This window comes from Mesorhizobium sp. RCC_202, from assembly GCF_041355295.1.
Lineage (GTDB): Bacteria > Pseudomonadota > Alphaproteobacteria > Rhizobiales > Rhizobiaceae > Mesorhizobium.
This window is the reverse complement of record NZ_JBFUPO010000019.1, coordinates 42,867-66,382: the sequence shown is the minus strand read 5'-3', so window position 1 is coordinate 66,382 and position 23,516 is coordinate 42,867. Positions and strand designations below refer to the sequence as shown.

Here is a 23,516-nt window from a genome sequence, read left to right as displayed (position 1 = left end):
GATGAGCCTGATCGAGATTGACGATGTTGACGGCGGCGAGATTCTCTCGCTGCATCAGCGCATCCTGTCCGACATCCGCGAAAAGATTCTCTCAGGCGCCTGGCCGCCCGGACATCGCATCCCGTTCGAGCACGAACTGACGGCCGAATATAATTGCTCGCGCATGACCGTGAACAAGGCGCTGTCGCAGCTCGCCAAGGCAGGGCTGATCGAGCGCCGCCGCCGTTCCGGCAGTTTCGTGCGCCAGCCGCAATCGCAGGCGGCGGTGCTGGAGTTGCACGACATCAGGATCGAGGTCGAGGCGCTCGGCCTGCCCTATCGCTACGAGCGGCTTGAGCGGGTGAAACGGCGTAGCAACGCCGAGGACCGGCTGCTGCTCGGGCTTTCCGCCGCGGGTCCGGTGCTGGCCCTGGAAGGGCTGCATTTTGCCGGCGAACGGCCGTTCGCACTGGAAGAGCGGCTGATCAATCTCTCAGCGGTGACCGGCGCCAGCGAGGAGGAATTTCTCGACATCGCGCCGGGACCGTGGCTGATCGGCCGCGTGCCGTGGAGCGAGGCCGAACACCGCATCCGCGCCATGGCGGCGGATGAAACCATTGCGGACGCGCTCGACATCGACGCGAACGCGCCATGCCTGGTGGTCGAGCGCCGCACCTGGAGCGCCGAGTATCCGGTCACGCATGTGCGGTTCGTCTATCCGGCGGAGAGCCATACGCTGGTGGCAAGATTCACGCCGTCGCAGGGGTGACTCCCCCTCACCCAGCCTCCGCTTCGCTCGGCTGACCTCTCCCCGGCGGGGAGAGGAGACAACCAGCGCCGGCGCCAATCTCTTCTCCCCGCCGGGGAGAAGGTGGCCGCGAAGCGGCCGGATGTGGGGGAGTGACAGCTCAGATCGCCGCCGTCACAATGATCTCGACCAGGTATTCCGGCGTTGCGAGCTTGGCTTCGCCGGTGGCGCGCGCCGGGGTGTGGCCCTGCGGCACCCACTTGTCCCACTCCGCGTTCATCTCGGCGAAGGTCTTCATGTCGTCGAGCCAGATGATCGCCTGCACGATCTTGGTCTTGTCGGTACCGGCCTTGGCCAGCAATTCGTCGATGGTCTTGAGGATGTCGCGGGTCTGCGAAGCGACGTTGCCGCCGGGCTCGCCGACCTGGCCGGCCAGATAGACGGTGTTGCCGTGGATGACGATCTGGCTCATGCGCGGGCCGACATCGATGCGACGAATGCTCATAGGGTGTTCCTTCGTTTTGAGGGTCGCGCCTGTTTAGAGTCCGCGCCGGCCGCGGGCAAGGCCGCGAGCGCGAAACCAATTGAGCCAATTGTCCGGGCTTGTCCCGTTCACTTACACGCCAAGTTGACCGGCTGCGCCATAAATCCGCCGGCTTGCCCGGTTGACTAATGTAATAACATCACATATCGACAAGGCCCTTAGTTTTCGCCCTCCCTCCGGATCGCCTGATGAATGCTGCCTGCCTGACCTTCCGCGACCTGACGCTGGGCTACAACAGCCATCCCGCCATCCATCATCTCAACGGCGTCGTCCGCAAAGGTTCGTTGACGGCGGTGGTCGGAGCCAATGGTTCGGGCAAATCGACGCTGATGAAGGGTATTGTCGGCGTGCTGAAGCCGATGGAAGGCACGGTGCTGCGCGCGCCCGGCGTGCGCGCCGCCTATCTGCCGCAGCAGTCGGAGCTTGACCGCTCCTTTCCGGCGCGGGTGGTCGACCTTGTCTCGCTCGGCCTGTGGCCGAAGCGCGGCATGCTTGGGCGCTACACCAGGGAAGACCGCGAGTCGGTCAGCAAGGCGCTGATGGCGGTCGGGCTTGGCGGCTTCGAGACGCGGCCGATCGATACGCTGTCCGGCGGCCAGCTGCAGCGCACCCTGTTTGCCCGCGTGCTGTTGCAGGACGCCGATCTCATCCTGCTCGACGAACCGTTCAACGCGGTCGACGCCAAAACCGTCGGCGACCTCATCCAGCTCATCAAGCGCTGGCATGGCGAGGAGCGCACTATCATGGTCGTCGTGCACGACCTCGAGCTTGTCCGGCAGAATTTTCCCGAAACGCTGCTGCTTGCCCGCCAGCCTGTCGCCTGGGGCGACACCAGGGATACGCTGCGGCCGGAGAACATGCTCAAGGCAAGGCGTTTTCACGAGGCCTGGGAAGACAACGCGCCGTGGTGCGAGCCTGACGAGCACGACCATGGGCACGATCATAGTCACGACCATGCGCACGATCACGACCATCACCAGGGCTCCGGCCCGAGGGCGGCGTGATGGATTTCCTCTACGGCCTGTTCATCGCGCCCTTCGCCGATTTCGGCTTCATGCAGCGCGCGCTGTTCGGCTCGCTGATGCTGTCGCTCGGCGCCTGCCCTGTCGGCGTCTTCCTGATGCTGCGGCGCATGAGCCTGTCCGGCGATGCGATGGCGCATGCCATCCTGCCCGGCGCCGCCGCCGGCTTCCTGCTCTATGGGCTGGAAATCCTGCCGATGACGATCGGCGGGCTGATCGCCGGCATCATCGTCGCGCTCGGCGCCGGTGCTGTCTCGCGCTTCACCATCCAGCGCGAGGACGCCTCGATGGCGGCCTTCTATCTGATCTCGCTCGCCGTCGGCGTGCTGATGGTGTCGATCCGCGGCTCCAGCGTCGACCTCATGCATGTGCTGTTCGGCACCGTGCTGGCGCTGAATAATGAGGCGCTGATCCTGATCGGCGGCATCGTTGTGGTGACGCTTGCGTGCCTCGGCATCTTCTGGCGCGCGCTGGTCGCCGAATGCCTCGATCCGCTGTTCCTGCGCTCGGTCAGCCGCATGGGCAGTCCGGTGCATTTCATCTTTCTCGGCCTGGTCGTGCTCAACCTCGTCGGCGGTTTTCAGGCGCTCGGCACGCTGCTGTCGGTCGGGCTGATGATGCTGCCGGCCGCCGCCGCGCGCTTCTGGACGGTGCGCGTCGAGCCGATGTGCGTGCTGGCGGTGCTGATCGGCTTTGCCTCCTGCATTGCTGGACTGCTGTTGTCCTATCACGCGTCGCTGCCTTCCGGCCCGGCCATCATCCTGTCGGCCGGCGTCGTCTATTTCTGCTCGATCCTATTCGGCACGCGCGGCGTGCTGCGCGCCCGCATCGTGCATCACCGCCACCGCACCGCCTGACCAATCCCCAGCCAAGGAGACTGCCCAATGTCGAAATCCCTCCGCGCCGCTTTGACGATGAGCGTTATAACATTAAGCGCTTTCGCCACCTCGGCGGCCTTCGCGGCGCCGCTCAAGGTGGTGGCGAGCTTCACCGTCATTGCCGATTTTGCCAAGAACGTCGGCGGCGACCGCGTCAACATCACCACCATCGTCGGGCCCGACGGCGACGCGCATGTCTACGAGCCGAGCCCGGCCGACGCGGTGGCGATGGCGAATGCCGATATCGTCCTGGTCAACGGGCTGCATTTCGAAGGTTTCCTGCAGCGCCTGGTCGACGCCAGCGCCACCAAGGCTTCGATCGTGACGCTGACCAAGGGCGTGACGCCGATCGACTTCAAGCCTGAATTCGCCGATGCGGACGCCGCCGAAGGCGCCGGCATCGGCGGCGGCAAGACGGTCACCGATCCGCATGCCTTCCAGTCGATCGCCAACGCCAAGATCTATGTGAAGAACATCGCCGATGCCTTCTGCGCGGCCGACAGCGAAGGCTGCGTCGGCTATCAGACCAATGCCGCCGCCTACACCAAGAAACTCGATGCGCTGGAGATCGAGGTGAAAGCCGCGATCCAGTCGATCCCCGAAGCCAAGCGCGTCGTCATCACCTCGCATGACGCCTTCGGCTATTTCGAGCACGAATACGGCCTGACGTTCCTTGCCCCGCAAGGCATCTCGACCGATTCCGAGCCGTCGGCCGCCGACGTCGCCAAATTGGTCGAAGAGGTCAAGCAGGACAAGGCGGCAGCGATCTTCATCGAGAACATCACCAACCCGCGGCTGATCGAGCAGATTGCCAGCGAAACCGGCATCAAGGTGGGCGGCACGCTTTATTCGGATGCGCTGTCGCAGCCCGATGCCCCGGGCTCGACCTATATCGACATGATGCACAACAACATCACGCAGATTAAAGGCGCGATCCTCGGCAGTTGAGCTGACCTCCGGGGGAAAACGACCAACGCCGGCGCTGCCCCCTCATCCGCCCTTCGGGCACCTTCTCCCCGTGAACGGGGAGAAGGAAGGAAGACGGTTGGAATTTCCCGCGCACGATGTCTATTTGGCAGAGAATTCCTTCAATGCGGATTGCCGCCCCTCGCCCGGAGTGGCAAGACTGCCGTCAACGAGATCGCGAGGACGACACCATGGAATACCGCCAGATCAGCGACGACTACTCGGTCTCCGGCCAGATCCAGCCGCAGGATATCGCGGCCATCAAGGACGCCGGCTTCAAGAGCGTGATCTGCAACCGGCCGGACGACGAACAGCCCGGCCAGCCCTCGGCCGAAAGCGTCAAGGCAGCGGCGGAGGCGGCAGGGCTTACCTTCCGCTACATCCCGGTAATCAGCGGCCAGATCACACAGGATAATGTCGATGACCAGGCCAAGGCGTTGAACGAACTCGAAGGCCCGGTGTTCGCCTATTGCCGCTCCGGAGCCCGCTGCACCAATCTTTATGGGCTGATCCAGCAGCAGCGGGGATAAGGGGCTGATTGGCAAAGAAGCCAATCCCCCAACGTAGCGATCCTTCGCGCGCCCCGCTGTCCTGCCGGCGCATCCAACAAACCCGCGAAAGCTAGATCGGCAGTGCGCCGGTTTCCTTGAGCGTTTCCAGCACGATTGCCGTCTTCACATGCTGGACCGATTCATGCGGCAGCAGAACGCCGTTGACGAACTCCGACAATGATTTGAGATCGGGCGTCACCACCTTCAAGATGTAATCCATCTCGCCGGTCAGCGCATGCGCTTCCTGCACCTCGGGCAAGCGTGCCACCAATTCGCCGAAGCGCCGCGCATTGTCGCGGTTGTGGGTGGCCAGGGTCACCGAGATGACGTTGACCAGCGAAAAGCCCAGTTTGTCGCGATCGAGCACGGCACGATAGCCTTTGATATAGCCGTCCTCCTCGAGCCGCAGGCGGCGGCGCGAGCATTGCGAGGCCGACAGGTTCACGCGCTCCGCCAGATCGTTGTTGGTGTAACGCGCATCGTCCTGCAAAAGCGCCAGTATCTTGCGGTCAAATTGGTCAACGCGCGTATCATCCATGGAATTTCCTCCAACCATGCACAATTTGCGCACATCTAGTGCATTACGGGCGGTCGAATGCAAGCACCGTGCGGCGGCTCCGCGCTATCATGGTGAAAGATGGCCAATCCGGCCGTAACAGCTTTCGGAGGACTATCATGGGCCCCTTCCCGCACGACGCCCCGCCCGCGAAAATCAGCAAGCAAAACCCCGCAGGCACTGACGGTTTCGAATTCGTCGAATTCGCGCATGCGGAGCCGGCGAAGCTTGCCGAGTTGTTCACCCGCATGGGCTATGTCGCGGTGGCGAAGCACCGCTCGAAGGACATCACCGTCTGGCGCCAGGGCGACATCAACTATGTCGTCAACGCCGAGCCCGGCTCGCATGCGATGAAATTCGTCGACAAGCATGGTCCTTGCGCGGCCTCGATGGCTTGGCGCGTGGTCGATGCGAAACACGCTTTCGACCATGCCGTATCGACGGGCGCCACGCCTTATGAAGGCACCGACAAGGCGCTCGACGTGCCGGCGATCGTCGGCATCGGCGGCTCGCTGCTCTATTTCATCGAAGCCTATGGCGAGAAGGGCTCGGCCTATGACGCCGAGTTCGAGTGGCTGGGCGAGCGCGACCCGAAGCCCGAGGGCGTCGGCTTCTATTTCCTCGACCACCTCACCCACAATGTCTATCGCGGCCAGATGGACAAGTGGTGGGACTTTTACCGCGAGCTGTTCGGCTTCAAGCAGATCCATTTCTTCGACATCGACGGCAAGATCACCGGTCTGGTCAGCCGCGCCATCACCTCGCCCTGCGGCAAGATCCGCATTCCGCTCAACGAGTCGAAGGACGACACCAGCCAGATCGCCGAGTACCTGAAAAAGTACAATGGCGAAGGCATCCAGCACATCGCGGTCGGCACCGACGCCATCTACGAGGCAACCGACAAGCTCGCCGCCAACGGGCTGAAATTCATGCCTGGACCGCCGGAGACCTACTACGACATGTCGTACGACCGCGTGAACGGCCATGACGAGCCGATCGAGCGCATGAAAAAGCACGGCATCCTGATCGACGGCGAAGGCGTGGTCGACGGCGGCATGACCAAGATCCTGCTGCAGATTTTTTCGAAAACCGTCATCGGCCCGATCTTCTTCGAGTTCATTCAGAGGAAGGGCGACGAGGGCTTTGGCGAGGGCAATTTCCGCGCCCTGTTCGAATCGATCGAGCAGGACCAGATCAAGCGCGGCGTGATCAAGGTGGACGGCAAGGCGGCGTAGGCTCGCTTGCAACTCGACCTCTTATGACCTAAATTCTGGTCATAAGAGGTCGTCTATGAATATTCCCATGGCAAAAGCGAAGGCACAGCTTTCCGAGCTGGTGAAGCGCGCCCAGGCCGGCGAGAAGATCCATCTGACAAAGCACGGAGAGGTCGTCGCAACCTTGAGTGCGCCCGTTCGCGTCGGCGGGAGTAAGGGTTTGTTTGGAGCCTTAAAGGGCCAGATCCGCATATCGGACGATTTCGATGAACTCGGTCCCGAATGGGACGAGTACATTAAATGAGCCCCAGATATCTGGTCGACACCCATATTCTGCTTTGGGTGCTCAATGCGGACTCACGTCTCTCGGATCATCATCGCAACATATTTCTGGCAGGCGAAGATGTGACCGTCAGCTCCATCTCGGTGGCCGAGATCGCCATCAAAAAATCGCTTGGCAAGATTACGCTCTCGGGCGACGTCGTCGACATTCTACGATCGAACGGGATTCCAATCCTCAGCGTGAATGAAGTGCATGCTGCGAGGCTTGAGCATTTGCCACTTCATCATCGCGATCCGTTTGACCGCCTCCTCATCGCGCAGGCTCAAATCGAAGGCCTGACGCTGGTCACAGCAGATCGGCAGTTTTCAGCCTATGACGTTGCCTTGGCGTAATTATCCCAACGCCAGCCGCTCGACCTCGTCCTTCCTGAGCTTCACGTCACATAGAGCGCTTCGCCCGGCATCGCCCTACCCCCTTTAAAGCTGAAGCATGATGCTATCCGAAAACCGCGTCACACTTTTCGGCATCATGCTCTAATATTTCTCGACCTTCTGTTCGATGGCGCCGAAGATCGAATGTCCGGTCTTGTCCTTCATCTCGATGCGCACGGTGTCGCCGAAATGCAGGAAGGACGTCTTCGGCTCGCCGCTCTCGATGGTCTCGATCATGCGCAGTTCGGCGATGCAGGAATAGCCGGCGCCGCCAGCCGAGACCGGCTTGCCAGGCCCGCCGTCGAGCTTATTGGAGACGGTGCCCGAGCCGATGATGGTGCCGGCGGCGAGCGGCCTTGTCTTGGCGGCATGCGCGATCAGCGCCGGGAAGTCGAAGGTCATGTCGATACCGGCATTGGCGCGGCCGAACGGCTTGCCGTTGAGGTCGACGAGCAGCGCAAGATTGACCTTGCCGCCGTCCCAGGCGTCGCCCAGTTCGTCCGGCGTCACCGCAACCGGCGAGAAGGCGGAGGACGGCTTCGACTGGAAGAAGCCGAAGCCTTTGGCCAGTTCCGGCCCGGTGATGGCGCGCAGCGTTACGTCGTTGACCAGCATGACGAGGCGGATCGCCGCCCTTGCCGCATCCAGCCCGGCACCCATCGGCACGTCGTCGACGATGACGGCGACTTCCGCCTCCATGTCGATGCCAAAAGCTTCGTCGGCCATGCGGATCGGGTCGCGCGGTGCAATGAAGGCGTCCGAGCCGCCCTGATAGATCAGCGGATCGGTCCAGAAGCTTGCCGGCATCTCGACGCCGCGCGCTTTGCGCACCAGCTCGACATGGTTCACATAGGCCGAGCCGTCCGCCCATTGATAGGCCCGCGGCAGCGGCGAATGCGCGTCATGCTCGTGGAAGCGCGCGGACGGCACGGCGCTGGTTTCGAGCGATTCCGCCATTGCCGCCAGATGCGGCGCGATCCGACGCCAGTCGTCGAGCGCGGCCTGCAGCATCGGCACCAGGAAAGAGGCATCGGTGAACCGCGTCAGATCGCGCGAGACGACGACCAGCTTTCCGTCGCGCGTCCCGTTCTTCAAAGTGGCAAGCTTCATGCGGTTTCCTCTCCTGACGCGGCGTGCGCCGCTTGGCCCCACAACAAGGCCGTTATCGACGATCGTCAAGCCGCCGGCTTAAGTTTTCCCGCGCAAGCGAATTTCTTTCAGGACCAATCGCCCTCCGGCGTGCCGTTGAAGCGCTTCTTCAGGTCGGCCCAGCAGTCGATGTAGTTGTCCTGCAGGGTGCCAAGCTCGGCGGCGTAGCGGGTCAGCATCTGGGGAAAGCGGGTCTCGAACATGAAGGCCATGGTGTTGTCGAGCTTGACCGGCTTCAGGTCGGCGCGGGTGGCTTTCTCAAAGCCTGTCGCATCAGGCCCATGCGCCAGCATCTGGTTGTGCAGGCTGATGCCGCCGGGGACGAAACCCTCCTCCTTGGCATCGTACTGGCCATGGATCAGGCCCATGAATTCGCTCATGATGTTGCGGTGGTACCAGGGCGGGCGGAACGTGTTCTCGGCCACCAGCCAGCGCGGCGGGAAGATGACGAAGTCGACATTGGCCGTGCCCTCCTCGCCGCTCGGCGCCGTCAGCACGGTGAAAATGGACGGGTCGGGATGGTCGAAGAGGATGGCGCCGACCGGCGAAAACGTCGCCAGATCATATTTATAGGGCGCGTAATTGCCGTGCCAGGCGACGACATCGAGCGGCGAATGGCCGAGCTCGGTGACGTGGAAAGTGCCGCACCATTTGACGATCAGCCGGCAAGGCGTCTCCTTCTCCTCGAACCAGGCGCAAGGCGTCTTGAAATCGCGCGGATTGGCCAGGCAATTGGCGCCGATCGGGCCGCGGTCGGGCATGGTGAACTTGGCGCCGTAATTCTCGCAGACAAAGCCGCGCGCCTCCTTGTCGGCGAGCTCGACCTTGAAGACCAGGCCGCGCGGCAGCACCGCGATCTCGCCGGGCCGAAGCTCGATAACGCCCATCTCGGTGACGAAGCGCAGCGCGCCGACCTGCGGCACGACCAGCAACTCGCCGTCGGCGTTGAAAAAATGATCGTCGACCATCGAGCGGTTGGCGACATAGACATGCGCGGCCATGCCGGACTGGCCGATCGCGTCGCCGGCCGTGGTGAAGCTGCGCATGCCGGAGATGAAGTCGGTCGGCTCGCTCGGCATCGGCGTCGGGTTCCAGCGGTACTGGCCGAGCGCCAGTTGATGGTCGGCGATGTCCGGCCCTGTCTTCCACAAGGGATAGCTCACGCCTTGGAAGCGGCCGGTGTGTTTGACGCTCGGGCGGATGCGGTAGAGCCAGGAACGCTCGTTGGTGCCGCGCGGCGCGGTGAAAGGCGAGCCGGAGAGCTGCTCGGCGTAGAGACCGTAGGCCGGGCGCTGCGGCGAGTTGCGGCCTTGAGGCAATGACCCGGGCAGTGTCTCGGTCTCGAAATCATTGCCGAAGCCCGGCATGTAGGAAAAGGCCATCCGATCCTCCCTGATCCCGGCTTCAAGCTTCACAAAGCCCTGCCTGCCGGCGATGTTGACCAAACTGGTTTCATTTGTAACCATTGAAAATGTAACTATCAACGGCCACGGCATGCGTCATGGAACCCGACATTCTCGAACTGGAAAGCTTCCTGCCCTACCGGCTCTACCGGCTGGCCGACGCTGTCAGCCGCGAGTTCTCGCGCGTCTACAAGGAGCGCCATGGCCTGACGCGGCCGGAGTGGCGTACGCTATCAGGCCTCGGCCAGCGCGGCACGATGACGGCGACGGAGCTCGGCGAGCAATCGGCCATGCACAAGACCAAGGTGTCGCGCGCGGTGGCTGAGTTGGAGCGGCGGCGGTGGCTGACGCGCACGCCGGACGAAAACGATCGGCGTGTGGAGCATCTGGCGCTCACCAAGGCGGGGCTGGCCGCCTATCGCGAGATGGTGCCGCTGGCGAAGGCGTTTGAAGGGGAGCTGCTGGCGAGGATGAGTGCGGACGAGCGCGCGGCGGTGGCTACAGGAATCGCGGCGATGGAGAGGGCGTTGGAAGAAAAGAGCTGATCGGCTGGCGCGAGGCCCCCCTCTCTATCCTGCCGGACATCTCCCCCTCTTGGGGGGAGATTGGCAGCTTTAGCGACGGCGCTCATCTTGCAACGTCTGCAATTGGCGAAGGCCGGCGTGACGGCTAGTCTCCCCTCTTGAGGGGGAGATGTCCGGCAGGACAGAGAGGGGGGCGAAGGAACTCGACGTCTCTATCGACGCGCCTCACCAATCCATCACCACCTTGCCCGAACTCCCACTCCGCATCGCATCGAACCCAACCTGGAAATCATCGATACCGATCCGGTGCGTGATCAACCCCGACACATCGAGCGGTCCCTGCACCAGAGCGATCATCTTGTACCAGGTCTCGAACATCTCGCGGCCGTAGATGCCCTTCAAGTGCAGCATCTTGAAGATGACCTTGTTCCAGTCGATCTCGAAGCCGGTCGGCGCGATGCCCAAAATGGCGATCTTGCCGCCATTGTTCATGGTGTCGATCATATCGCGGAAGGCAGGTGCTGCGCCCGACATCTCCAGGCCGACATCGAAACCTTCGGTCATGCCGATCGAGGGCATCACGTCTCGCAGTTTTTCCTTCGAGGCATCGACGACATGCTGGACGCCGAGCTTTCGCGCCAGGTCGAGCCGCACCGGGTTGATGTCGGTGATGACGACCTTTCGGGCGCCGACGCATTGCGCGACAAGCGCGCCCATGATGCCGATCGGCCCGGCGCCGGTGACCAGCACGTCCTCGCCGACCAGATCGAAGGACAAAGCGGTGTGGACCGCATTGCCGAGTGGATCGAAGATCGCCGCGATCTCGTCGGGCACATCGTCGGGAATCGGCACGACATTGTGCTGCGGGATGACGAGATATTCGCCGAAGGCGCCGGGACGGTTGACGCCGACGCCGAGCGTGTTGCGGCACAGATGCCCTCGCCCGGCGCGGCAGTTGCGGCAATGGCCGCAGACGATATGGCCCTCACCCGAGACGCGCTGGCCGACCTTGTATTCGGTGACCGCGGCGCCGAAATCGGCGACCGTGCCGACAAATTCATGACCGGTCACCATGGGTACAGGTACGGTTTTCTGCGCCCACTGGTCCCAATTGTAGATATGGACATCTGTGCCGCAGATCGCGGTCTTCTTAACCTTGATCAGCACGTCGTTGGGGCCGATGTCCGGCACCGGCACCTCTTCCATCCAGATGCCCGGCTCGGCCTTGGCCTTCACCAGCGCCTTCATCATGTTGGACATTCTTTTGTTCCTTGAATCCCTTGATCCGGAATTGCTTTTCAGCCGCTCAGGAAATCACCCCAAGTTCCTTGCCGGTCGCGCCGAACGCCTCGACCGCGCGGTCGATGTCGGCGCTGGAATGCGCCGCCGACATCTGGGTGCGGATGCGGGCCTGGCCTTTCGGCACCACCGGGAAGGAAAAGCCGATGACATAGATGCCGCGCTTCAGCATGCGCGCCGCCATTTCCTGCGCCAGGGCCGCATCGCCCAGCATTACCGGGATGATCGGGTGGTCGGCGCCGGCCAGCGTGAAACCCAACTTGCCCATCTGCGACCGGAAGCGTTCCGCGTTTGCATATAGGCGCTGGCGCAGCGCGTCGCCATGGCGGATCAGGTCGAACACCTTGATCGAGGCGCCGGCGATGGCCGGCATCAGCGTGTTGGAGAAGAGATAGGGCCGCGAGCGCTGGCGCAGCCAGTCGACCACCTGGCCCTTGCCCGACGTGTAGCCGCCGGAAGCGCCGCCGAGTGCCTTGCCGAGCGTGCCGGTAATGATGTCCACCCTGCCCTCGACGCCGCAATGCTCGGCCGAGCCGCGGCCTTGTCTGCCGACGAAGCCGACCGCATGGCTGTCGTCGACCATGACCATGGCGTCGTATTTCTCAGCGAGATCACAGACGCCCTTGAGGTTGGCGATGATGCCGTCCATCGAAAACACGCCGTCCGTGGCGATCAGCCGGAAGCGGCAATCCTTGGCTTCCTTCAGCCGCGCTTCCAGATCGGCCATGTCGTTGTTGGCGTAACGGAAGCGCTTGGCCTTCGACAGCCGCACACCGTCGATGATCGAGGCATGGTTCAGCGCGTCGGAGATGATGGCGTCCTCCTCGCCAAGCAGCGTCTCGAACAGGCCGCCATTGGCATCGAAGCAAGAGCCGTAAAGAATGGTGTCGTCCATGCCGAGGAAGGACGAGATCGTGGATTCGAGCTGCTTGTGCTCTTCCTGCGTGCCGCAGATGAAGCGCACCGAGGCCATGCCGTAGCCATAACGGTCGAGCGCCTGCTTTGCGGCATTGCGCAAATCCGCGTTGTCGGCAAGGCCGAGATAGTTGTTGGCGCAGAAATTCAGCACCTTTTCGCCGCCGACCTCGATCTGCGCCGACTGCATCGAGGAAATGACCCGCTCGGACTTGTAGAGCCCGGCCGCTCTCAGGCCCTTAAGCTCGCTGTCGATATGGGAGAGGAATGCTGCGCTCATGGTCCTGCCCTGTTGCGTTCGAGGCGGGACTGTCGCGCTCCTCCCGAGAAAAATCCACCGCAAAAACGACCGCTTCGGTGGGGTTGCGAAAGCGAGCCTGCAATCCTTGGCGATAGCGCGATGACGATACACTCAAAAACGGGTGCGCGGGAAACGACATGATAACCATCTTATAAGCTTGTCGCGTCGCCGCGAACGCCGGCCCGGCCTGCTTGCCGACCTGTTAACTCTTTCAAGGCAAGCGTTTCCCGTCGCGAATCCCGGGCAGGATTCCGTCGACCGCAGGGGGCACCCAACTATGTCGCAGCAGCCAGTGCAGAGCGTTTCGCGCAAGCTCGTTCTGCTGATCAAGAGCGGCTACTGGCTGGCTCTGGTCATCATCGCCGCGATGGTGATCGCCTCCTTCCTGCTTCTCCAGCAATTGATGGCGCAGCAGCAGCACAACGACGCGCTGCTCGACATCGTCTCGACGCAAAAGGCGCTGTCGCAGCGCATCGTCTTCCTGGCGAGCGCCACCGGCGCCGCTTCGCGCGACAAGCAGCCGGCGCTCGTCACCGCGCTCAAACAAGCGACGCAGGAGTTCGAGACCAATTACGACCGCCTGCTGACGGAAACCGGCGCCGACCCGCAGTCGCCGGCGGTTAACGATCCGAAGTCGATCGAATATGTATTGTTCAGCAAGCCGTTCCATCTCGACTATTTCTCGGTCGGCCTGATCGCCAACGGCGAGCGGCTCGCCTCATCCTTCGAGTCCCAGCTCGGCATGCAGGCCCAGAGCTACAAGGGTGGCGTCGATCGCGTCGGCCTCGACGCCTCCGTCGCCAACGCGACGATGTCCGGCTACGCCGCGCTCGGCCAGCGCATCAGCGCCTTTGCCGACGAACGTTCGGGCAAGATGCTCGACCTGCATCGCACGCTGTTCTTCGCCACCATTGGCGTCATCATTCTGGTGGCGCTGTTCATCTTCCGCCCGATGTCCAACGCCATCCTGCGCAAGACGCATGAGCTGGTCGACGCGCGCAATTCGATGGCCTTCATCGCCGTGCATGACGGCCTGACCGGGCTGCACAACCGCACCTTCCTCACCGAACATTTCGAAACGCTGATCAAGGGCGCGCATCGTCGGCGCGAACGGCTGGCGGTGATCCAGTTCGACCTCGACCGCTTCAAGCAGATCAACGATACGCTGGGCCACGCCGCCGGCGACTATGTGCTGGTGGTGACAGCGCAGCGCATGCGCGATTCCTGCCGCGCGTCCGACCTTTGCGCCCGGCTCGGCGGCGATGAGTTCGTCATGATCCTCAACGGCGCCGGTTCCACCGAGGACATTCATACGCTGGCCAAACGCATCATCGGCGAGATCAACGAGCCGATCACTTTCCAGGGCGCGACCATCATGCCCGGCGCCAGCGCCGGCATTGCGGTCTATCCGGTCGACGCCGACAACGCGCAGGACCTTCTCGTCCATGCCGACCTCGCGCTTTACTCGGCCAAGAAGCTTGGCGGCGGCAGCTTCTCCTTCTTCTCCGAAGAATTGAGGCGCGAGCTCGACTACCGCAAGCAGCTCGAGCAGGACATCCGCACCGCGATCGCCGACAAAGCCTTCCAGGTCTATTTCCAGCCGCAGGTGTCGCTGACCAGCGGTAAGATCAGCGGCATCGAGGCTCTGGTGCGCTGGAAGCACGCGACGCGCGGCATGATCTCGCCCGGCGAGTTCATTCCCGTGGCCGAGAAATGCGGCTTCATGCCGGATATCGGCCGCATCGTCATCACCAAGGCGATCGAGGAAGCCGCCGAATGGAACCGCGCCGGCATCGATTTCGGGCGCCTCGCCGTCAATGTCTCGGGCACGGAACTGCGCGAGGCCGACTTCGACAATTTCCTGTTCTCGACCCTGGAACGCGTCGGACTGCCGCCACAGAAACTGTCGCTGGAAATCGTCGAATCCGTCATCCTCGACGACGAGAAGACCGGCATTGCCGCGAAGCTCCGCCACATCCGCGCCGCTGGCGTGCATCTCGAGCTCGACGATTTCGGCACGGGCTATGCCTCGCTCAGCCACGTCAACCCCAATGAGATCGACCGGCTGAAGATCGACCGCCGCTTCGTCCAGAACATCAACGAGAATGGCGACAACACCAAGATCGTGCGCGCCATCACCGAGCTTGCCCGCGGGCTCGGCATCTCGATCGTGGCCGAGGGTGCGGAGACCGAGGCCGAGCTCGATTCGCTGATGGCGATCGGCTGCGACCAGGTGCAGGGCTACTCCATCGCCTTCCCGATGCCGCAGGACAAGGCGCGCGAATGGCTGCTGGCGCGCAGCCCGAAGAAGGCGAAGCTGAAGGTGGTGCGGGGCAGCCTGGTTTAGGGTCTGTTGCTATTCGGGTGAAGCCGGCCTGCGAACGGTGGCTTCCTGCGCTTCCGGTGCTCACGTACTTCAAGTACGCTCCGCTCCGGTTCTCGGAAGCCACCGTTCTCGACTCGGCCTGACCCGAATCCCAACAGACCCTTGGCGTGGCGGTCTGCCACGATCGCAAATGGATCTCGCGGATGCCACTTCGTTTTGTACTGCTGATGCTGTTGTTGATCGCCTCACCGGCCTTGGCCGCCGACCGAACCATCTATCTCACCTTCGACGACGGTCCGCTGAACGGCACCAGCAACATCCTCGATGTGCTGCAGGCCGAGCAGGTGCCGGCCACGCTGTTCATGGTCGGCATGCATGCCGAGGCCAGCGCGACCAATCGAGCGCTGCTGCAGCGGGCGAAATCGATGCCGCTGGTGACGATCGGCAACCACAGCTACAGCCATGCCTACAACCATTATCGGCACTTTTACGGCGACACCGAAGGCGTCGTGGCCGATATGCTGCGGGCCAATGCCGTGCTGGGGCTCAAGCCGGCCGTGCATGCGCGGCTGCCGGGACGCGACGTGTTTCGTTTGCCCAGCTATTCGCAAAACGACAATTCGCTCGGCCCGGCACAGGCAGGACGCGAGGATCCCGATTACGAATTCGTCGCGGCCTCAGGCTTCTGGCTTTACGGCTGGGATCATGAATGGGTGCATGAGGACAGCGGCAAGCCGGTGCAGAGCGTCGACCATCTGGTGAGCGAGATCGACCATCTGTTCAGCTACAACCGGTTCGTCAAGCCGCACAAACTGATCCTGCTCATGCATGACGAGATGTTCCAGGACACTTTCGACGGCAAGGCGAAGCTGACGGCGCTGATCGCCGCGCTGCGGCTGCGCCATTACGCCTTCGGCGCGATCGCGGGCTATGACTGAGGCGAATTAGCTGCCCGCATTCGACCTCAGCGCCGCAAGCACCTCGGCGAATTCGGCCAGCCGTTCGTCTTCAATGCCTTTGCGCAATCGCTTATCGAAGGCGAGCGCTGCCAGGCGCAACGTCTCGAACATGGCTTCGCCGGCATCGGTCAACTCCACCTGATGCACCCGCCGGTTTTCCGGATCGCGCCGGCGCGTCAGCAGGCCTTGCGCTTCCATGGCGTTGAGGTGGTGCGTCAGCGTCGCGCCCTGGATGCCGATCATGCCTGCCAGTTCGCGCTGGTTGGCGAGTTCCTTCGACTTGACCGACAGCAAGGTCAGCCAGACCGGCAGCGTGCCGCCGGCCTCGACCATCGCGGCATCGAAAGCCTGCGCCACGATCTTTGAAGTGCGGGCGAGATTCATGCCGACAGGCGGACGGTCAAACGGTGTCATGACGTGACAGTAGAGCAAGCCATGGGAAGGTGAAACTCGGCTTCATGGTTGACATCTAACCATTAGATATCTAACTTTGTCTTATTGATGGCGTCGCGAACATGGCTGCGACGCGGCAGGCAGCAGAGAGGAATGCGGTCATGCAATATGTCTACATCATCACCATCGGCCTGCACGTCATGGCCGGCGTCTTCTGGGCCGGCACGACCATCGCGGTTGCCCGCGATCCGGACATCAAGGCGGAGCGTTTCATCCGGCCGCAATTGGGCGCCTCGGGCGTAGTGTTCCTGACCGGCATACTGCTCTGGTATTTCTTTCATGAAGGGTCTTTCGGCTCGATGGAGAAGGTGCTGGCGCTTGGCATTTTGACCGCGCTGGTCGCCGCCGGCGTGCAGGGCGCCCTTGTGGCCTCCGCCAGCAGACAGCTCGCCGGCGCCGATCAAGCGACGCAGGCTGAGCTGCGGGCAAGAATGACCCGAGGCGAACGCATCGCCGGTGGGCTGCTGGTCATCACCGTGTTTTGCATGGCGACCGCCAAGCTGTTTTGAGATCGCACGGCCGGTGCAAGCCGACCTTGCGCGGCGCGCAATCGACCCAAGCGGCAGGTGGCTCTCCTTGCGAAGGTCGGTTGCGCGTCTTTCTTGTTTGAGCATGATCTTTTCCAAAAAACCGGTTTCCACTTTTTGGGATCATGCTCGAGGATCAAATCCTGATGCCAAACCGAATGCCGTCATAGATGGCGGCGTGGATGTTGCGGGAGGCGACCGCGTCGCCGATGCGGAAGACAACAAAGGCGCCTTCGTGATTGCGCGCGGGGAAGATCTCGCCGCCATTCACCAGCCGCTCGTAGTCGACCGCGCCGCCGTTTTTCGAGAGTGGCTTCAGCGCAAGGTAGAGGTCGTCGAGGGGCGCCGTGCCATGCTCGACCACCACCTGATCGACGCGCCGCACGCCGCGCCAGCCATCGGCGAAATCGGAGGCAAGCTCGGCGACGAGCTGGTTGCCCTCGCGCCGCACCGAACGCAGCCTGGTGTTGATGGTGACGGTGACGCCCTTTTCGTGGAAGGCGCGCATATAGGGCACATGGTTCATGCCCCCCATCTCCGGCGCGAAGAAGCGCTCCGGCGAGACCAGCTCCAGTTTCGAACCGGCGTTGGCGATCAGCTCCGCCGCGCCCATGCCCTGATGGCCGCCATTGTCGTCATAGACAAGCACATTCTCGGCCGGCTTGACGCCGCCCGCCATGATGTCCCAACTCGATGTGACGAGGTTGTCGCCGGCGGCCAGGGGCGGGTTCTGCGGCACGCCGCCGGTGGCGACGATCACCACGTCCGGTGACAGCGCCAGCACATCGTCCTTTTCGGCCCAGGTGTCGTAGCGGACTTCGACCCCCAGGCGATCGAGCTCGGCCAGCCGCCAGTCGATGATGCCGATCAGCTCCTTGCGGCGCGGGTTCTGGGTAGCCAACCGCACCTGGCCACCAGCCTGTCCGGAGGCTTCAAGCACGGTGACCTGATGGCCGCGCTCGGCGGCGACACGCGCAGCTTCGAGACCGCCGGCGCCAGCGCCGACCACCACGACCTTTCTCTTTGGCCCTTCTGTCTTGACGATGATGTGCGGAATTTCGGCCTCGCGGCCGGTCGCGGCATTGTGGACGCAGAGCGCCTCGCCGCCTTCATAGATGCGATCCAGGCAATAAGTAGCGCCGACGCAAGGGCGGATCTCATGCTCGCGGCCCTCCATCACCTTCCGGATGATATGCGGATCGGCGATGTGGGCGCGCGTCATGCCGACCATGTCGAGCTTGCCGGTGGCGATCGCGTGACGAGCGGTGGCGACATCGGAGATGCGCGCGGCGTGGAACGTCGGGAACTTCGTCGCCGCCCTCACCTCGCCGGCGAAATCGAGATGCGGCGAGGAGCGCATGCCGGTCACCGGAATGACCTTGGTCAGCGCCGCGTCGGTTTCGATGGTGCCGCGTATGATGTTGAGGAAATCGACCTTGCCGCCGCCGGCGAGCCGTTTTGCGATCTCCACGCCCTCAGCCTTCGAGATGCCCTTGTCGAGATCCTCGTCGGCGACCATGCGGATGCCGACGATGAATTTTTCGCCGACGGCTTTGCGCACCGCGTCCAGCACCATGTCGGTAAAGCGCAGCCGGTTGTCGAGCGAGCCGCCGAACTCGTCGTCGCGATGATTGGTGGCCGGCGACCAGAAACCGTCCATCAGGTGGCCGTAAGATTCGAACTCGATGCCGTCGAGGCCAGCCGCTTGGCAGCGCTGCGCAGCTGATGCATAGTCGGCGACGATGCGCTCCATGTCCCAGTCCTCGATGGTCTTTGGGAAGGCGCGATGCGCCGGCTCGCGTACCGGCGAGGCCGACAGCACCGGCAGCCAGTCGGCCTTGTTCCAGCCGGTGCGGCGTCCGAGATGGGTGATCTGGATCATCACCTTGCAGTCATGCTCGTGGCAGGCATCGGCAAGCTCCGCCAGCCACGGCACGATCCGGTCGTCATAGACATGCAGATTGCCGAAGGCGGCGGGGCTGTCGCGCGACACGATCGCCGAGCCCGCCGTCATGGTCAGCGCCATGCCGCCTTTGGCCTTCTCGGCATGATAGAGCCGGTAGCGCGCCTTCGGCATGCCGTCCTCCGAATAGGCCGGCTCATGGCTGGTCGACATCACGCGGTTCTTCAGCGTCAGGTGCTTGAGCTGGTAAGGTTGGAGAAGCGGGTCGTTGCTGGTCATCTTCTTCCTGCCGTTTCAATTTGTGCTAATGAGCCGCCGAACATGCCGTACCCTGTTGGATCACGGCGCACTTTCAATCGATTTCGTCTGCCGCCCTTGCAGTCATCGGCGACAGCAAGGAGCCGCCCATGACCGACGCCAAGAACCTCACCCAGCTCGGCAAGCACGTCGAGACGCCACAGAGCCCTGAACAGGCGGTCCTGGAGACAGTGCCGTTCCAGCGCGGCGACGGCCCGCCGGCCATCGTGCGCTTCACCTGCCCGGAATTCACCTCGCTCTGCCCCGTCACCGGCCAGCCGGATTTCGCCCACATCGTCATCGACTACGCGCCCGATAACGCGCTGGTGGAATCGAAATCGCTGAAGCTGTTCATGACCTCTTTCCGCAACCATGGCGCCTTCCACGAGGACTGCACGGTGATGATTGGACAGCGCATTGTGGCTGCGACCAGGCCGCTATGGTTGCGCATAGGCGGCTATTGGTATCCGCGCGGCGGCATTCCGATCGACGTCTTCTGGCAGACCGGCGCGCCGCCGGAAGGCGCATGGCTGCCCGACACTGGTGTTGCGCCTTATCGGGGACGAGGCTGAGCGGTCATCCATGGCTGCTACCAGGCTGGCAAAGATTCTTTGACAGGAATGGCAGCACCGCGTTCATGTATCGCGACTGGTCGAAACGCAGAAGGTCGACATGGCCAGCGCCCTCGAACCAGACGAGTTCGGCTCCAGCTGCCGCGTCCTGCAAGGCCGTCACCTGCCCGCGATCGATGAACGGATCGACGGTTCCCGCCAAAAGGATCAGCGGCCTGCCGATCCGGCCGACGCGATCGACCGGCCGGACATCGTCGGCGCTGAAGCCGAGGCGCACCGGCATCTGCGCCAGCAGCACATCGGCTTGCAGCCCGCGCAGAACGGTGAACGGCATGCGCCAGGCCGTCGTCTCGCGCAGGGTCGCGTAGAGCTGTTCCAGCACATAGGCATCGGCCAGTGTTCCCGGCGTTGCGAACACCAGCGAGGCAGCGCCCAGCGACGAGCCCAGCGCGCCGAGCTTCTGGCCCGGAAAGCGCTGCCGCGCGTAGATGCGGGCGGCATCCTGCCCTTCGGTGTAGCCGAAGCCCTGAACGGTGCCGCCGCTTTCGCCATGCCCCGACAGGTCGAAGAGGACGACCGAGTAGCCGGCGTTAAACAGCAGTTTTGCCCTCTGTACCACTGCAAGCCGGTTGGCGCCGCGCCCGTGCAACAAAACGATGGCGCCGCAACTGCCCTTGCGATCCGCCACCCAGCCAGCCAGGCCGGGAGCGCCGGCCTGCTCCAGCTTGACGGTCTCGAAGGGCAGGTCGGCAGGCACCGCAAGGACCTGACGAGGTTCGCGAGCGATCAGCATCGAGCCGACGCGCCATACGCCGACACAACCCACGATGCAGACCGCAAGCAATGCCAGGGCGACAAACCCACGAAATCTCATCGGCGATCACCGGGAAGCGTCATCGAGGCTCATTCGCACTGGTACTGGCTGAGCGCCCATTCGCCGGTCACCGACAGAAGATCGGAAATCTTCCAGTCGCCGCCGACCTTCTTCAGCTTCCATTCGAGACGGTGCTTGTTGCCCTCGACGACGAAGGCGACGACCACCTTGGCTTCGTCGCCTTTGACCGCCTCGATGGTGCGCAGGCTCCTGTCGATGGCGAGCTTGTCATAGTTGGCATTGTCGAGCGCCATGTTGGGATCGAGGCATTCGCCCTCACCCGAGGCGCGCAGCGCATCGCTCTTGTCGAGCACGGTCTTGGCAGGATCGATGAAGTTCTTGCGTTGGGCCGGATCGATTTCCAGCCCGACATGATCGTAGAAGGGTTTGACCACCGCGGTCGGCGACCCAGGCAGGATCGGCGCCGGCGGCGGTAGTTCGACCGGCGCGGTTAGCGGCGGCGGCAACGCGGCCGGCGGTGCAGCGTTGTTGTCCGAGGGCGACGCGACCGGCGGCGCGCCGAACAGGCCTTGGGCCAAGGCGCCACCACTCAGCCCCGCGGCCAGCATCGATAGTGTCGACAGCGTGAGGGCGAGGCGGCGGAGCATTGCTTCACTGCGGCGCCTTGTCGGGCATGCATTCCAAGGCGCTCAGCGTCCAGTTGCTGGTCTTGGAGGCGATGTCGGCGACCTTCCACTTGCCATCCAGCTTCTTCAGAGACCAGACCATTTCGCGTTTGGAATCATCGCCTTCCGGGAAAAGATTGAACGTTGCCGTCACCTCGGCCGTATCGCCATTGACGGTTTCCGCGAGCTTCAGCGTCTTGGCCAGCGTCTTCTGGTCGAAATCCTGAGCGTCGAGGCCCGGATCGAAATCGAGACAGGCGACCTCGTCGGGATTGTTCTTGGTCGCCTTGTCGTTGAGATCGAAAAGCTTGGTGACCGGGTCGGTGAAGCGGTCGCGGTATTTGGCGTCGCCCTCGAACTTCACGTCAGGCACATAGAAGAACTTCACCGCATTGGAAGCCGGCCCGGCAAGGGCCGCGGCGGGCAGGACAATAGACAGGACAGCGGCAACCACTATCGGTTTCATGCGACAATCTCCGGACGTAAGGCGGCGTGGCGGCAAGATCACCACCACGCACCCTGCATACCGGCTTTTTTGCGGCTCATGAAGTCCCGCCGCTCGTGGCTTAAGCGTCCAGCCAGACGTTCTGGAAGTCCATTTCGTAGGTCTGGTGCATCGTGTGGTTCTTCACCTTCTTGTTCATGTGGCAATAGAGCTTCTGCCAGAACGGCTGGATGATGACGCCGGAGTCTTGCAGGATCGCTTCGACGTCCTTCATCACCTCCTTGCGCTTGGCGACGTCGATCTGCGACAGCGCCTCCTTGAGCTTGGCGTCGAAATCCGGGTTGGAATAGGCCGTCTCGTTCCAGGCTTCGCCGGTGCGGTAGCCCAGCGCCAGCACCTGGACGCCGAGCGGGCGCATGTACCAGATCGTCATCGAATAGGGATATTTCGTCCAGTCGTTCCAGAAGGTCGAGCCCGGCAGCACGGTGCGCTTCACCTTGATCCCGGCATCGCGCAACTGGCCGGCAATGGCGTCACCGGTGTTCTTTTGCCAGTCATCCTCGACCGTGATCAGCTCATGCTCGAAGTCGGCCTGCCCGGCTTCCGCCATCAGCTTCTTGGCGCCGGCGGCGTCGCGCTCTTTCTTGGGCAGCGCGTAATATTCCGGATGGATCGGGCTGACATGGTGGTTCTCGCCGACCGTGCCGCGGCCATTGTAGCCGAGCTGCATCACGGCGTTGTTGTCGACCGCCATCTGCAGCGCATTGCGCACCCGCTTGTCATCATAGGGCTTGTGGGTGACGTTGGTACGGGCAACCAGCGTGGTCGCCGTCGCCACCTCCGATTTCACCAGATCCATCTTGTCCAGGGCGTCGATGAAGTCGGCCGGCGTTTCGAAATCGAGATCGATCTCGCCGGAATCGAAGGCATTCAGCGTGGCGTTGAAGTCGGTGCCGTAGTCGATGAATTCAACGCTGTCGAGCGGGGCTTCGCCACCCCACCACTTGCCGTTCTCGCGGCGCTTGACAACGGCTTTCGTGCCGACCGCGTACGAGACCAGCTCGAACGCACCGGTGCCGACCGGCGCCTTGATCGGATCGGCGCCGCCCTTGTCGAAGTCGCGGTGCACGACCAGCGCCGGATAGTCGGTGAAGCCGGGAATAATGGCGATATCGGCTTCCGCCAGCTTCAGCTTGACGGTGTGATCGTCGACCTTGGTGATGGCGCCATCCTTCGCCTTGCCGGTCTTGGCATCGATCAGCGCGCCGACGCGGGCCGCCATCGAATTGCCGGAAGCGCCCTTCTCGCACCAGCGGTTGAGATTGAAGACCACGTCATCGGCGTTGAAGGCATCGCCGTTGTTCCAGGTCACGCCCTTGCGCAGATGCAGCGTGTATTCGGTGGCGTCGTCATTGACGTCCCAGCTTTCGAGCAGCACCGGCTCGAAGGTGAACTGGTGCGTGTAGCGCACGAGCGGCTCCAGCCAGGTGCGCGTTATATTTGCCATCTCGGTCCAATCGTAAGTGCGCGGGTCCTTCTGCGCCTTGACCGACATCGCGACATGCAGCGTCCCGCCTTTCTTGGGCTCGTCGGCCAAGGCTTTGGTCGGCGCGGCAAGGCCGATCATGCCATAGGCGAAGGCCGTCGATGCGCCGAAGGCGCTGGCCAAAGCTAGGAATTCGCGCCGGTCGACGCGGCCGGCACGCGCCTCTTCGGCCATCGCCTCGATAGCATGAGGAACGCGATCGCCATTGCTTTTGAAAATCGTCAT

The 23,516-nt window shown here is 63.0% G+C and carries 25 protein-coding genes; 13 read left to right on the top strand and 12 right to left on the bottom strand.

What is annotated here, in order from left to right; genetic code table 11:
- The first annotated feature begins 1 nt into the window (after position 1).
- Positions 2-748, top strand: coding sequence for a histidine utilization repressor (gene hutC / locus AB6802_RS29150; protein WP_371013673.1), 747 nt, complete (start codon positions 2-4; stop codon positions 746-748).
- 139 nt (positions 749-887) lie between these two features.
- Here the strand turns inward: hutC and AB6802_RS29145 are convergent, their stop codons facing one another.
- A complete protein-coding gene (locus AB6802_RS29145) occupies positions 888-1,232 on the bottom strand; it encodes a RidA family protein (RefSeq protein ID WP_371013672.1) in 345 nt (114 codons plus the stop codon).
- A gap of 227 nt (positions 1,233-1,459) precedes the next feature.
- Between AB6802_RS29145 and aztA the strand changes: the two genes are divergently transcribed.
- The 4 genes from aztA to AB6802_RS29125 all read left to right on the top strand — a co-directional run bounded on the left by aztA (position 1,460) and on the right by AB6802_RS29125 (position 4,667).
- Positions 1,460-2,275 carry a zinc ABC transporter ATP-binding protein AztA gene (gene aztA / locus AB6802_RS29140; RefSeq protein ID WP_371013671.1) on the top strand — a complete coding sequence of 272 codons (816 nt, stop codon included), beginning with the start codon at positions 1,460-1,462 and terminating at the stop codon, positions 2,273-2,275.
- Complete coding sequence (aztB, locus tag AB6802_RS29135; protein ID WP_371013670.1) at positions 2,275-3,150, top strand: zinc ABC transporter permease AztB; 876 nt, start codon at positions 2,275-2,277, stop codon at positions 3,148-3,150. The genes aztA and aztB overlap by 1 nt, the downstream gene beginning before the upstream one ends.
- Positions 3,151-3,177: 27 nt before the next feature.
- On the top strand, positions 3,178-4,119 hold the full coding sequence (gene aztC / locus AB6802_RS29130) for a zinc ABC transporter substrate-binding protein AztC (protein WP_371013669.1): 942 nt from the start codon (positions 3,178-3,180) through the stop codon (positions 4,117-4,119).
- Between the two features lie 209 nt (positions 4,120-4,328).
- Positions 4,329-4,667: a TIGR01244 family sulfur transferase gene (locus AB6802_RS29125; protein ID WP_371013668.1), complete on the top strand. Its 339-nt coding sequence runs from the start codon at positions 4,329-4,331 to the stop codon at positions 4,665-4,667.
- A 91-nt stretch (positions 4,668-4,758) separates the two neighbouring features.
- On the opposite strand, the gene AB6802_RS29120 is transcribed toward AB6802_RS29125, so the two are convergent.
- Positions 4,759-5,226: an Lrp/AsnC family transcriptional regulator gene (locus tag AB6802_RS29120; RefSeq protein WP_371013667.1), complete on the bottom strand. Its 468-nt coding sequence runs from the start codon at positions 5,224-5,226 to the stop codon at positions 4,759-4,761.
- 137 nt (positions 5,227-5,363) lie between these two features.
- Here AB6802_RS29120 and hppD point away from each other — a divergent pair, with 137 nt between their 5' ends.
- The 3 genes from hppD (at position 5,364) to AB6802_RS29105 (ending at position 7,133) form a co-directional block, all read left to right on the top strand.
- Entirely contained in the window at positions 5,364-6,479 is a 1,116-nt protein-coding gene (gene hppD, locus AB6802_RS29115; protein ID WP_371013666.1) for a 4-hydroxyphenylpyruvate dioxygenase, read from the top strand.
- A gap of 67 nt (positions 6,480-6,546) precedes the next feature.
- Positions 6,547-6,762, top strand: coding sequence for a type II toxin-antitoxin system Phd/YefM family antitoxin (locus AB6802_RS29110; RefSeq protein WP_371013665.1), 216 nt, complete (start codon positions 6,547-6,549; stop codon positions 6,760-6,762).
- On the top strand, positions 6,759-7,133 hold the full coding sequence (locus AB6802_RS29105) for a type II toxin-antitoxin system VapC family toxin (protein WP_371013664.1): 375 nt from the start codon (positions 6,759-6,761) through the stop codon (positions 7,131-7,133). The genes AB6802_RS29110 and AB6802_RS29105 overlap by 4 nt, the downstream gene beginning before the upstream one ends.
- A 141-nt stretch (positions 7,134-7,274) precedes the next feature.
- Here AB6802_RS29105 and AB6802_RS29100 read toward each other — a convergent pair whose 3' ends face one another.
- Positions 7,275-8,282 (bottom strand): fumarylacetoacetate hydrolase family protein, encoded by a 1,008-nt coding sequence (locus AB6802_RS29100; protein ID WP_371013663.1) that lies wholly within the window; start codon positions 8,280-8,282, stop codon positions 7,275-7,277.
- Between the two features lie 107 nt (positions 8,283-8,389).
- On the bottom strand, positions 8,390-9,703 hold the full coding sequence (gene hmgA / locus AB6802_RS29095; RefSeq protein ID WP_371013662.1) for a homogentisate 1,2-dioxygenase: 1,314 nt from the start codon (positions 9,701-9,703) through the stop codon (positions 8,390-8,392).
- A gap of 119 nt (positions 9,704-9,822) precedes the next feature.
- Here hmgA and AB6802_RS29090 point away from each other — a divergent pair, with 119 nt between their 5' ends.
- Positions 9,823-10,269: a MarR family winged helix-turn-helix transcriptional regulator gene (locus tag AB6802_RS29090; protein ID WP_371013661.1), complete on the top strand. Its 447-nt coding sequence runs from the start codon at positions 9,823-9,825 to the stop codon at positions 10,267-10,269.
- Between the two features lie 204 nt (positions 10,270-10,473).
- Here the strand turns inward: AB6802_RS29090 and tdh are convergent, their stop codons facing one another.
- Both tdh and AB6802_RS29080 read right to left on the bottom strand, forming a co-directional pair.
- Entirely contained in the window at positions 10,474-11,508 is a 1,035-nt protein-coding gene (gene tdh / locus AB6802_RS29085) for an L-threonine 3-dehydrogenase (RefSeq protein ID WP_371013660.1), read from the bottom strand.
- Between the two features lie 46 nt (positions 11,509-11,554).
- The gene (locus AB6802_RS29080) at positions 11,555-12,742 is read right to left on the bottom strand and encodes a glycine C-acetyltransferase (protein WP_371013659.1); all 1,188 of its coding nucleotides are present in this window, start codon (positions 12,740-12,742) and stop codon (positions 11,555-11,557) included.
- A 298-nt stretch (positions 12,743-13,040) separates the two neighbouring features.
- Between AB6802_RS29080 and AB6802_RS29075 the strand changes: the two genes are divergently transcribed.
- Both AB6802_RS29075 and AB6802_RS29070 read left to right on the top strand, forming a co-directional pair.
- A complete protein-coding gene (locus tag AB6802_RS29075; RefSeq protein WP_371013658.1) occupies positions 13,041-15,110 on the top strand; it encodes a putative bifunctional diguanylate cyclase/phosphodiesterase in 2,070 nt (689 codons plus the stop codon).
- Positions 15,111-15,292: 182 nt separating this feature from the next.
- Positions 15,293-16,027 (top strand): polysaccharide deacetylase family protein, encoded by a 735-nt coding sequence (locus AB6802_RS29070; RefSeq protein WP_371013657.1) that lies wholly within the window; start codon positions 15,293-15,295, stop codon positions 16,025-16,027.
- 6 nt (positions 16,028-16,033) lie between these two features.
- Here AB6802_RS29070 and AB6802_RS29065 read toward each other — a convergent pair whose 3' ends face one another.
- Positions 16,034-16,462 (bottom strand): MarR family winged helix-turn-helix transcriptional regulator, encoded by a 429-nt coding sequence (locus tag AB6802_RS29065; RefSeq protein ID WP_371013656.1) that lies wholly within the window; start codon positions 16,460-16,462, stop codon positions 16,034-16,036.
- A 140-nt stretch (positions 16,463-16,602) separates the two neighbouring features.
- Between AB6802_RS29065 and AB6802_RS29060 the strand changes: the two genes are divergently transcribed.
- Positions 16,603-17,010 carry a hypothetical protein gene (locus tag AB6802_RS29060; RefSeq protein WP_371013655.1) on the top strand — a complete coding sequence of 136 codons (408 nt, stop codon included), beginning with the start codon at positions 16,603-16,605 and terminating at the stop codon, positions 17,008-17,010.
- A 154-nt stretch (positions 17,011-17,164) separates the two neighbouring features.
- Here AB6802_RS29060 and AB6802_RS29055 read toward each other — a convergent pair whose 3' ends face one another.
- Positions 17,165-19,210, bottom strand: a complete 2,046-nt coding sequence (locus AB6802_RS29055; protein WP_371013654.1) for an FAD-dependent oxidoreductase — start codon at positions 19,208-19,210, stop codon at positions 17,165-17,167.
- A 128-nt stretch (positions 19,211-19,338) separates the two neighbouring features.
- On the opposite strand from AB6802_RS29055, the gene queF reads away from it, so the two are divergent.
- The gene (gene queF, locus AB6802_RS29050) at positions 19,339-19,800 is read left to right on the top strand and encodes a preQ(1) synthase (RefSeq protein ID WP_371013653.1); all 462 of its coding nucleotides are present in this window, start codon (positions 19,339-19,341) and stop codon (positions 19,798-19,800) included.
- Positions 19,801-19,804: 4 nt separating this feature from the next.
- Here the strand turns inward: queF and AB6802_RS29045 are convergent, their stop codons facing one another.
- The 4 genes from AB6802_RS29045 to AB6802_RS29030 all read right to left on the bottom strand — a co-directional run bounded on the left by AB6802_RS29045 (position 19,805) and on the right by AB6802_RS29030 (position 23,516).
- On the bottom strand, positions 19,805-20,674 hold the full coding sequence (locus AB6802_RS29045) for an alpha/beta hydrolase (RefSeq protein ID WP_371013652.1): 870 nt from the start codon (positions 20,672-20,674) through the stop codon (positions 19,805-19,807).
- Between the two features lie 29 nt (positions 20,675-20,703).
- Complete coding sequence (locus AB6802_RS29040) at positions 20,704-21,282, bottom strand: hypothetical protein (RefSeq protein ID WP_371013651.1); 579 nt, start codon at positions 21,280-21,282, stop codon at positions 20,704-20,706.
- A 4-nt stretch (positions 21,283-21,286) separates the two neighbouring features.
- Entirely contained in the window at positions 21,287-21,766 is a 480-nt protein-coding gene (locus AB6802_RS29035; RefSeq protein ID WP_371013650.1) for a DUF3828 domain-containing protein, read from the bottom strand.
- A 100-nt stretch (positions 21,767-21,866) separates the two neighbouring features.
- Complete coding sequence (locus tag AB6802_RS29030; RefSeq protein WP_371013649.1) at positions 21,867-23,516, bottom strand: ABC transporter substrate-binding protein; 1,650 nt, start codon at positions 23,514-23,516, stop codon at positions 21,867-21,869.

Bases quoted from the DNA above. Each gene is read 5' to 3' on its own strand.
- hutC (WP_371013673.1), top strand. From the start codon at position 2: ATGAGCCTGATCGAGATTGACGATGTTGACGGCGGCGAGATTCTCTCG.
- AB6802_RS29145 (WP_371013672.1), bottom strand. From the start codon at position 1,232: ATGAGCATTCGTCGCATCGATGTCGGCCCGCGCATGAGCCAGATCGTC.
- aztA (WP_371013671.1), top strand. From the start codon at position 1,460: ATGAATGCTGCCTGCCTGACCTTCCGCGACCTGACGCTGGGCTACAAC.
- aztB (WP_371013670.1), top strand. From the start codon at position 2,275: ATGGATTTCCTCTACGGCCTGTTCATCGCGCCCTTCGCCGATTTCGGC.
- aztC (WP_371013669.1), top strand. From the start codon at position 3,178: ATGTCGAAATCCCTCCGCGCCGCTTTGACGATGAGCGTTATAACATTA.
- AB6802_RS29125 (WP_371013668.1), top strand. From the start codon at position 4,329: ATGGAATACCGCCAGATCAGCGACGACTACTCGGTCTCCGGCCAGATC.
- AB6802_RS29120 (WP_371013667.1), bottom strand. From the start codon at position 5,226: ATGGATGATACGCGCGTTGACCAATTTGACCGCAAGATACTGGCGCTT.
- hppD (WP_371013666.1), top strand. From the start codon at position 5,364: ATGGGCCCCTTCCCGCACGACGCCCCGCCCGCGAAAATCAGCAAGCAA.
- AB6802_RS29110 (WP_371013665.1), top strand. From the start codon at position 6,547: ATGGCAAAAGCGAAGGCACAGCTTTCCGAGCTGGTGAAGCGCGCCCAG.
- AB6802_RS29105 (WP_371013664.1), top strand. From the start codon at position 6,759: ATGAGCCCCAGATATCTGGTCGACACCCATATTCTGCTTTGGGTGCTC.
- AB6802_RS29100 (WP_371013663.1), bottom strand. From the start codon at position 8,282: ATGAAGCTTGCCACTTTGAAGAACGGGACGCGCGACGGAAAGCTGGTC.
- hmgA (WP_371013662.1), bottom strand. From the start codon at position 9,703: ATGGCCTTTTCCTACATGCCGGGCTTCGGCAATGATTTCGAGACCGAG.
- AB6802_RS29090 (WP_371013661.1), top strand. From the start codon at position 9,823: ATGGAACCCGACATTCTCGAACTGGAAAGCTTCCTGCCCTACCGGCTC.
- tdh (WP_371013660.1), bottom strand. From the start codon at position 11,508: ATGTCCAACATGATGAAGGCGCTGGTGAAGGCCAAGGCCGAGCCGGGC.
- AB6802_RS29080 (WP_371013659.1), bottom strand. From the start codon at position 12,742: ATGAGCGCAGCATTCCTCTCCCATATCGACAGCGAGCTTAAGGGCCTG.
- AB6802_RS29075 (WP_371013658.1), top strand. From the start codon at position 13,041: ATGTCGCAGCAGCCAGTGCAGAGCGTTTCGCGCAAGCTCGTTCTGCTG.
- AB6802_RS29070 (WP_371013657.1), top strand. From the start codon at position 15,293: ATGCCACTTCGTTTTGTACTGCTGATGCTGTTGTTGATCGCCTCACCG.
- AB6802_RS29065 (WP_371013656.1), bottom strand. From the start codon at position 16,462: ATGACACCGTTTGACCGTCCGCCTGTCGGCATGAATCTCGCCCGCACT.
- AB6802_RS29060 (WP_371013655.1), top strand. From the start codon at position 16,603: ATGCAATATGTCTACATCATCACCATCGGCCTGCACGTCATGGCCGGC.
- AB6802_RS29055 (WP_371013654.1), bottom strand. From the start codon at position 19,210: ATGACCAGCAACGACCCGCTTCTCCAACCTTACCAGCTCAAGCACCTG.
- queF (WP_371013653.1), top strand. From the start codon at position 19,339: ATGACCGACGCCAAGAACCTCACCCAGCTCGGCAAGCACGTCGAGACG.
- AB6802_RS29045 (WP_371013652.1), bottom strand. From the start codon at position 20,674: ATGAGATTTCGTGGGTTTGTCGCCCTGGCATTGCTTGCGGTCTGCATC.
- AB6802_RS29040 (WP_371013651.1), bottom strand. From the start codon at position 21,282: ATGCTCCGCCGCCTCGCCCTCACGCTGTCGACACTATCGATGCTGGCC.
- AB6802_RS29035 (WP_371013650.1), bottom strand. From the start codon at position 21,766: ATGAAACCGATAGTGGTTGCCGCTGTCCTGTCTATTGTCCTGCCCGCC.
- AB6802_RS29030 (WP_371013649.1), bottom strand. From the start codon at position 23,516: ATGACGATTTTCAAAAGCAATGGCGATCGCGTTCCTCATGCTATCGAG.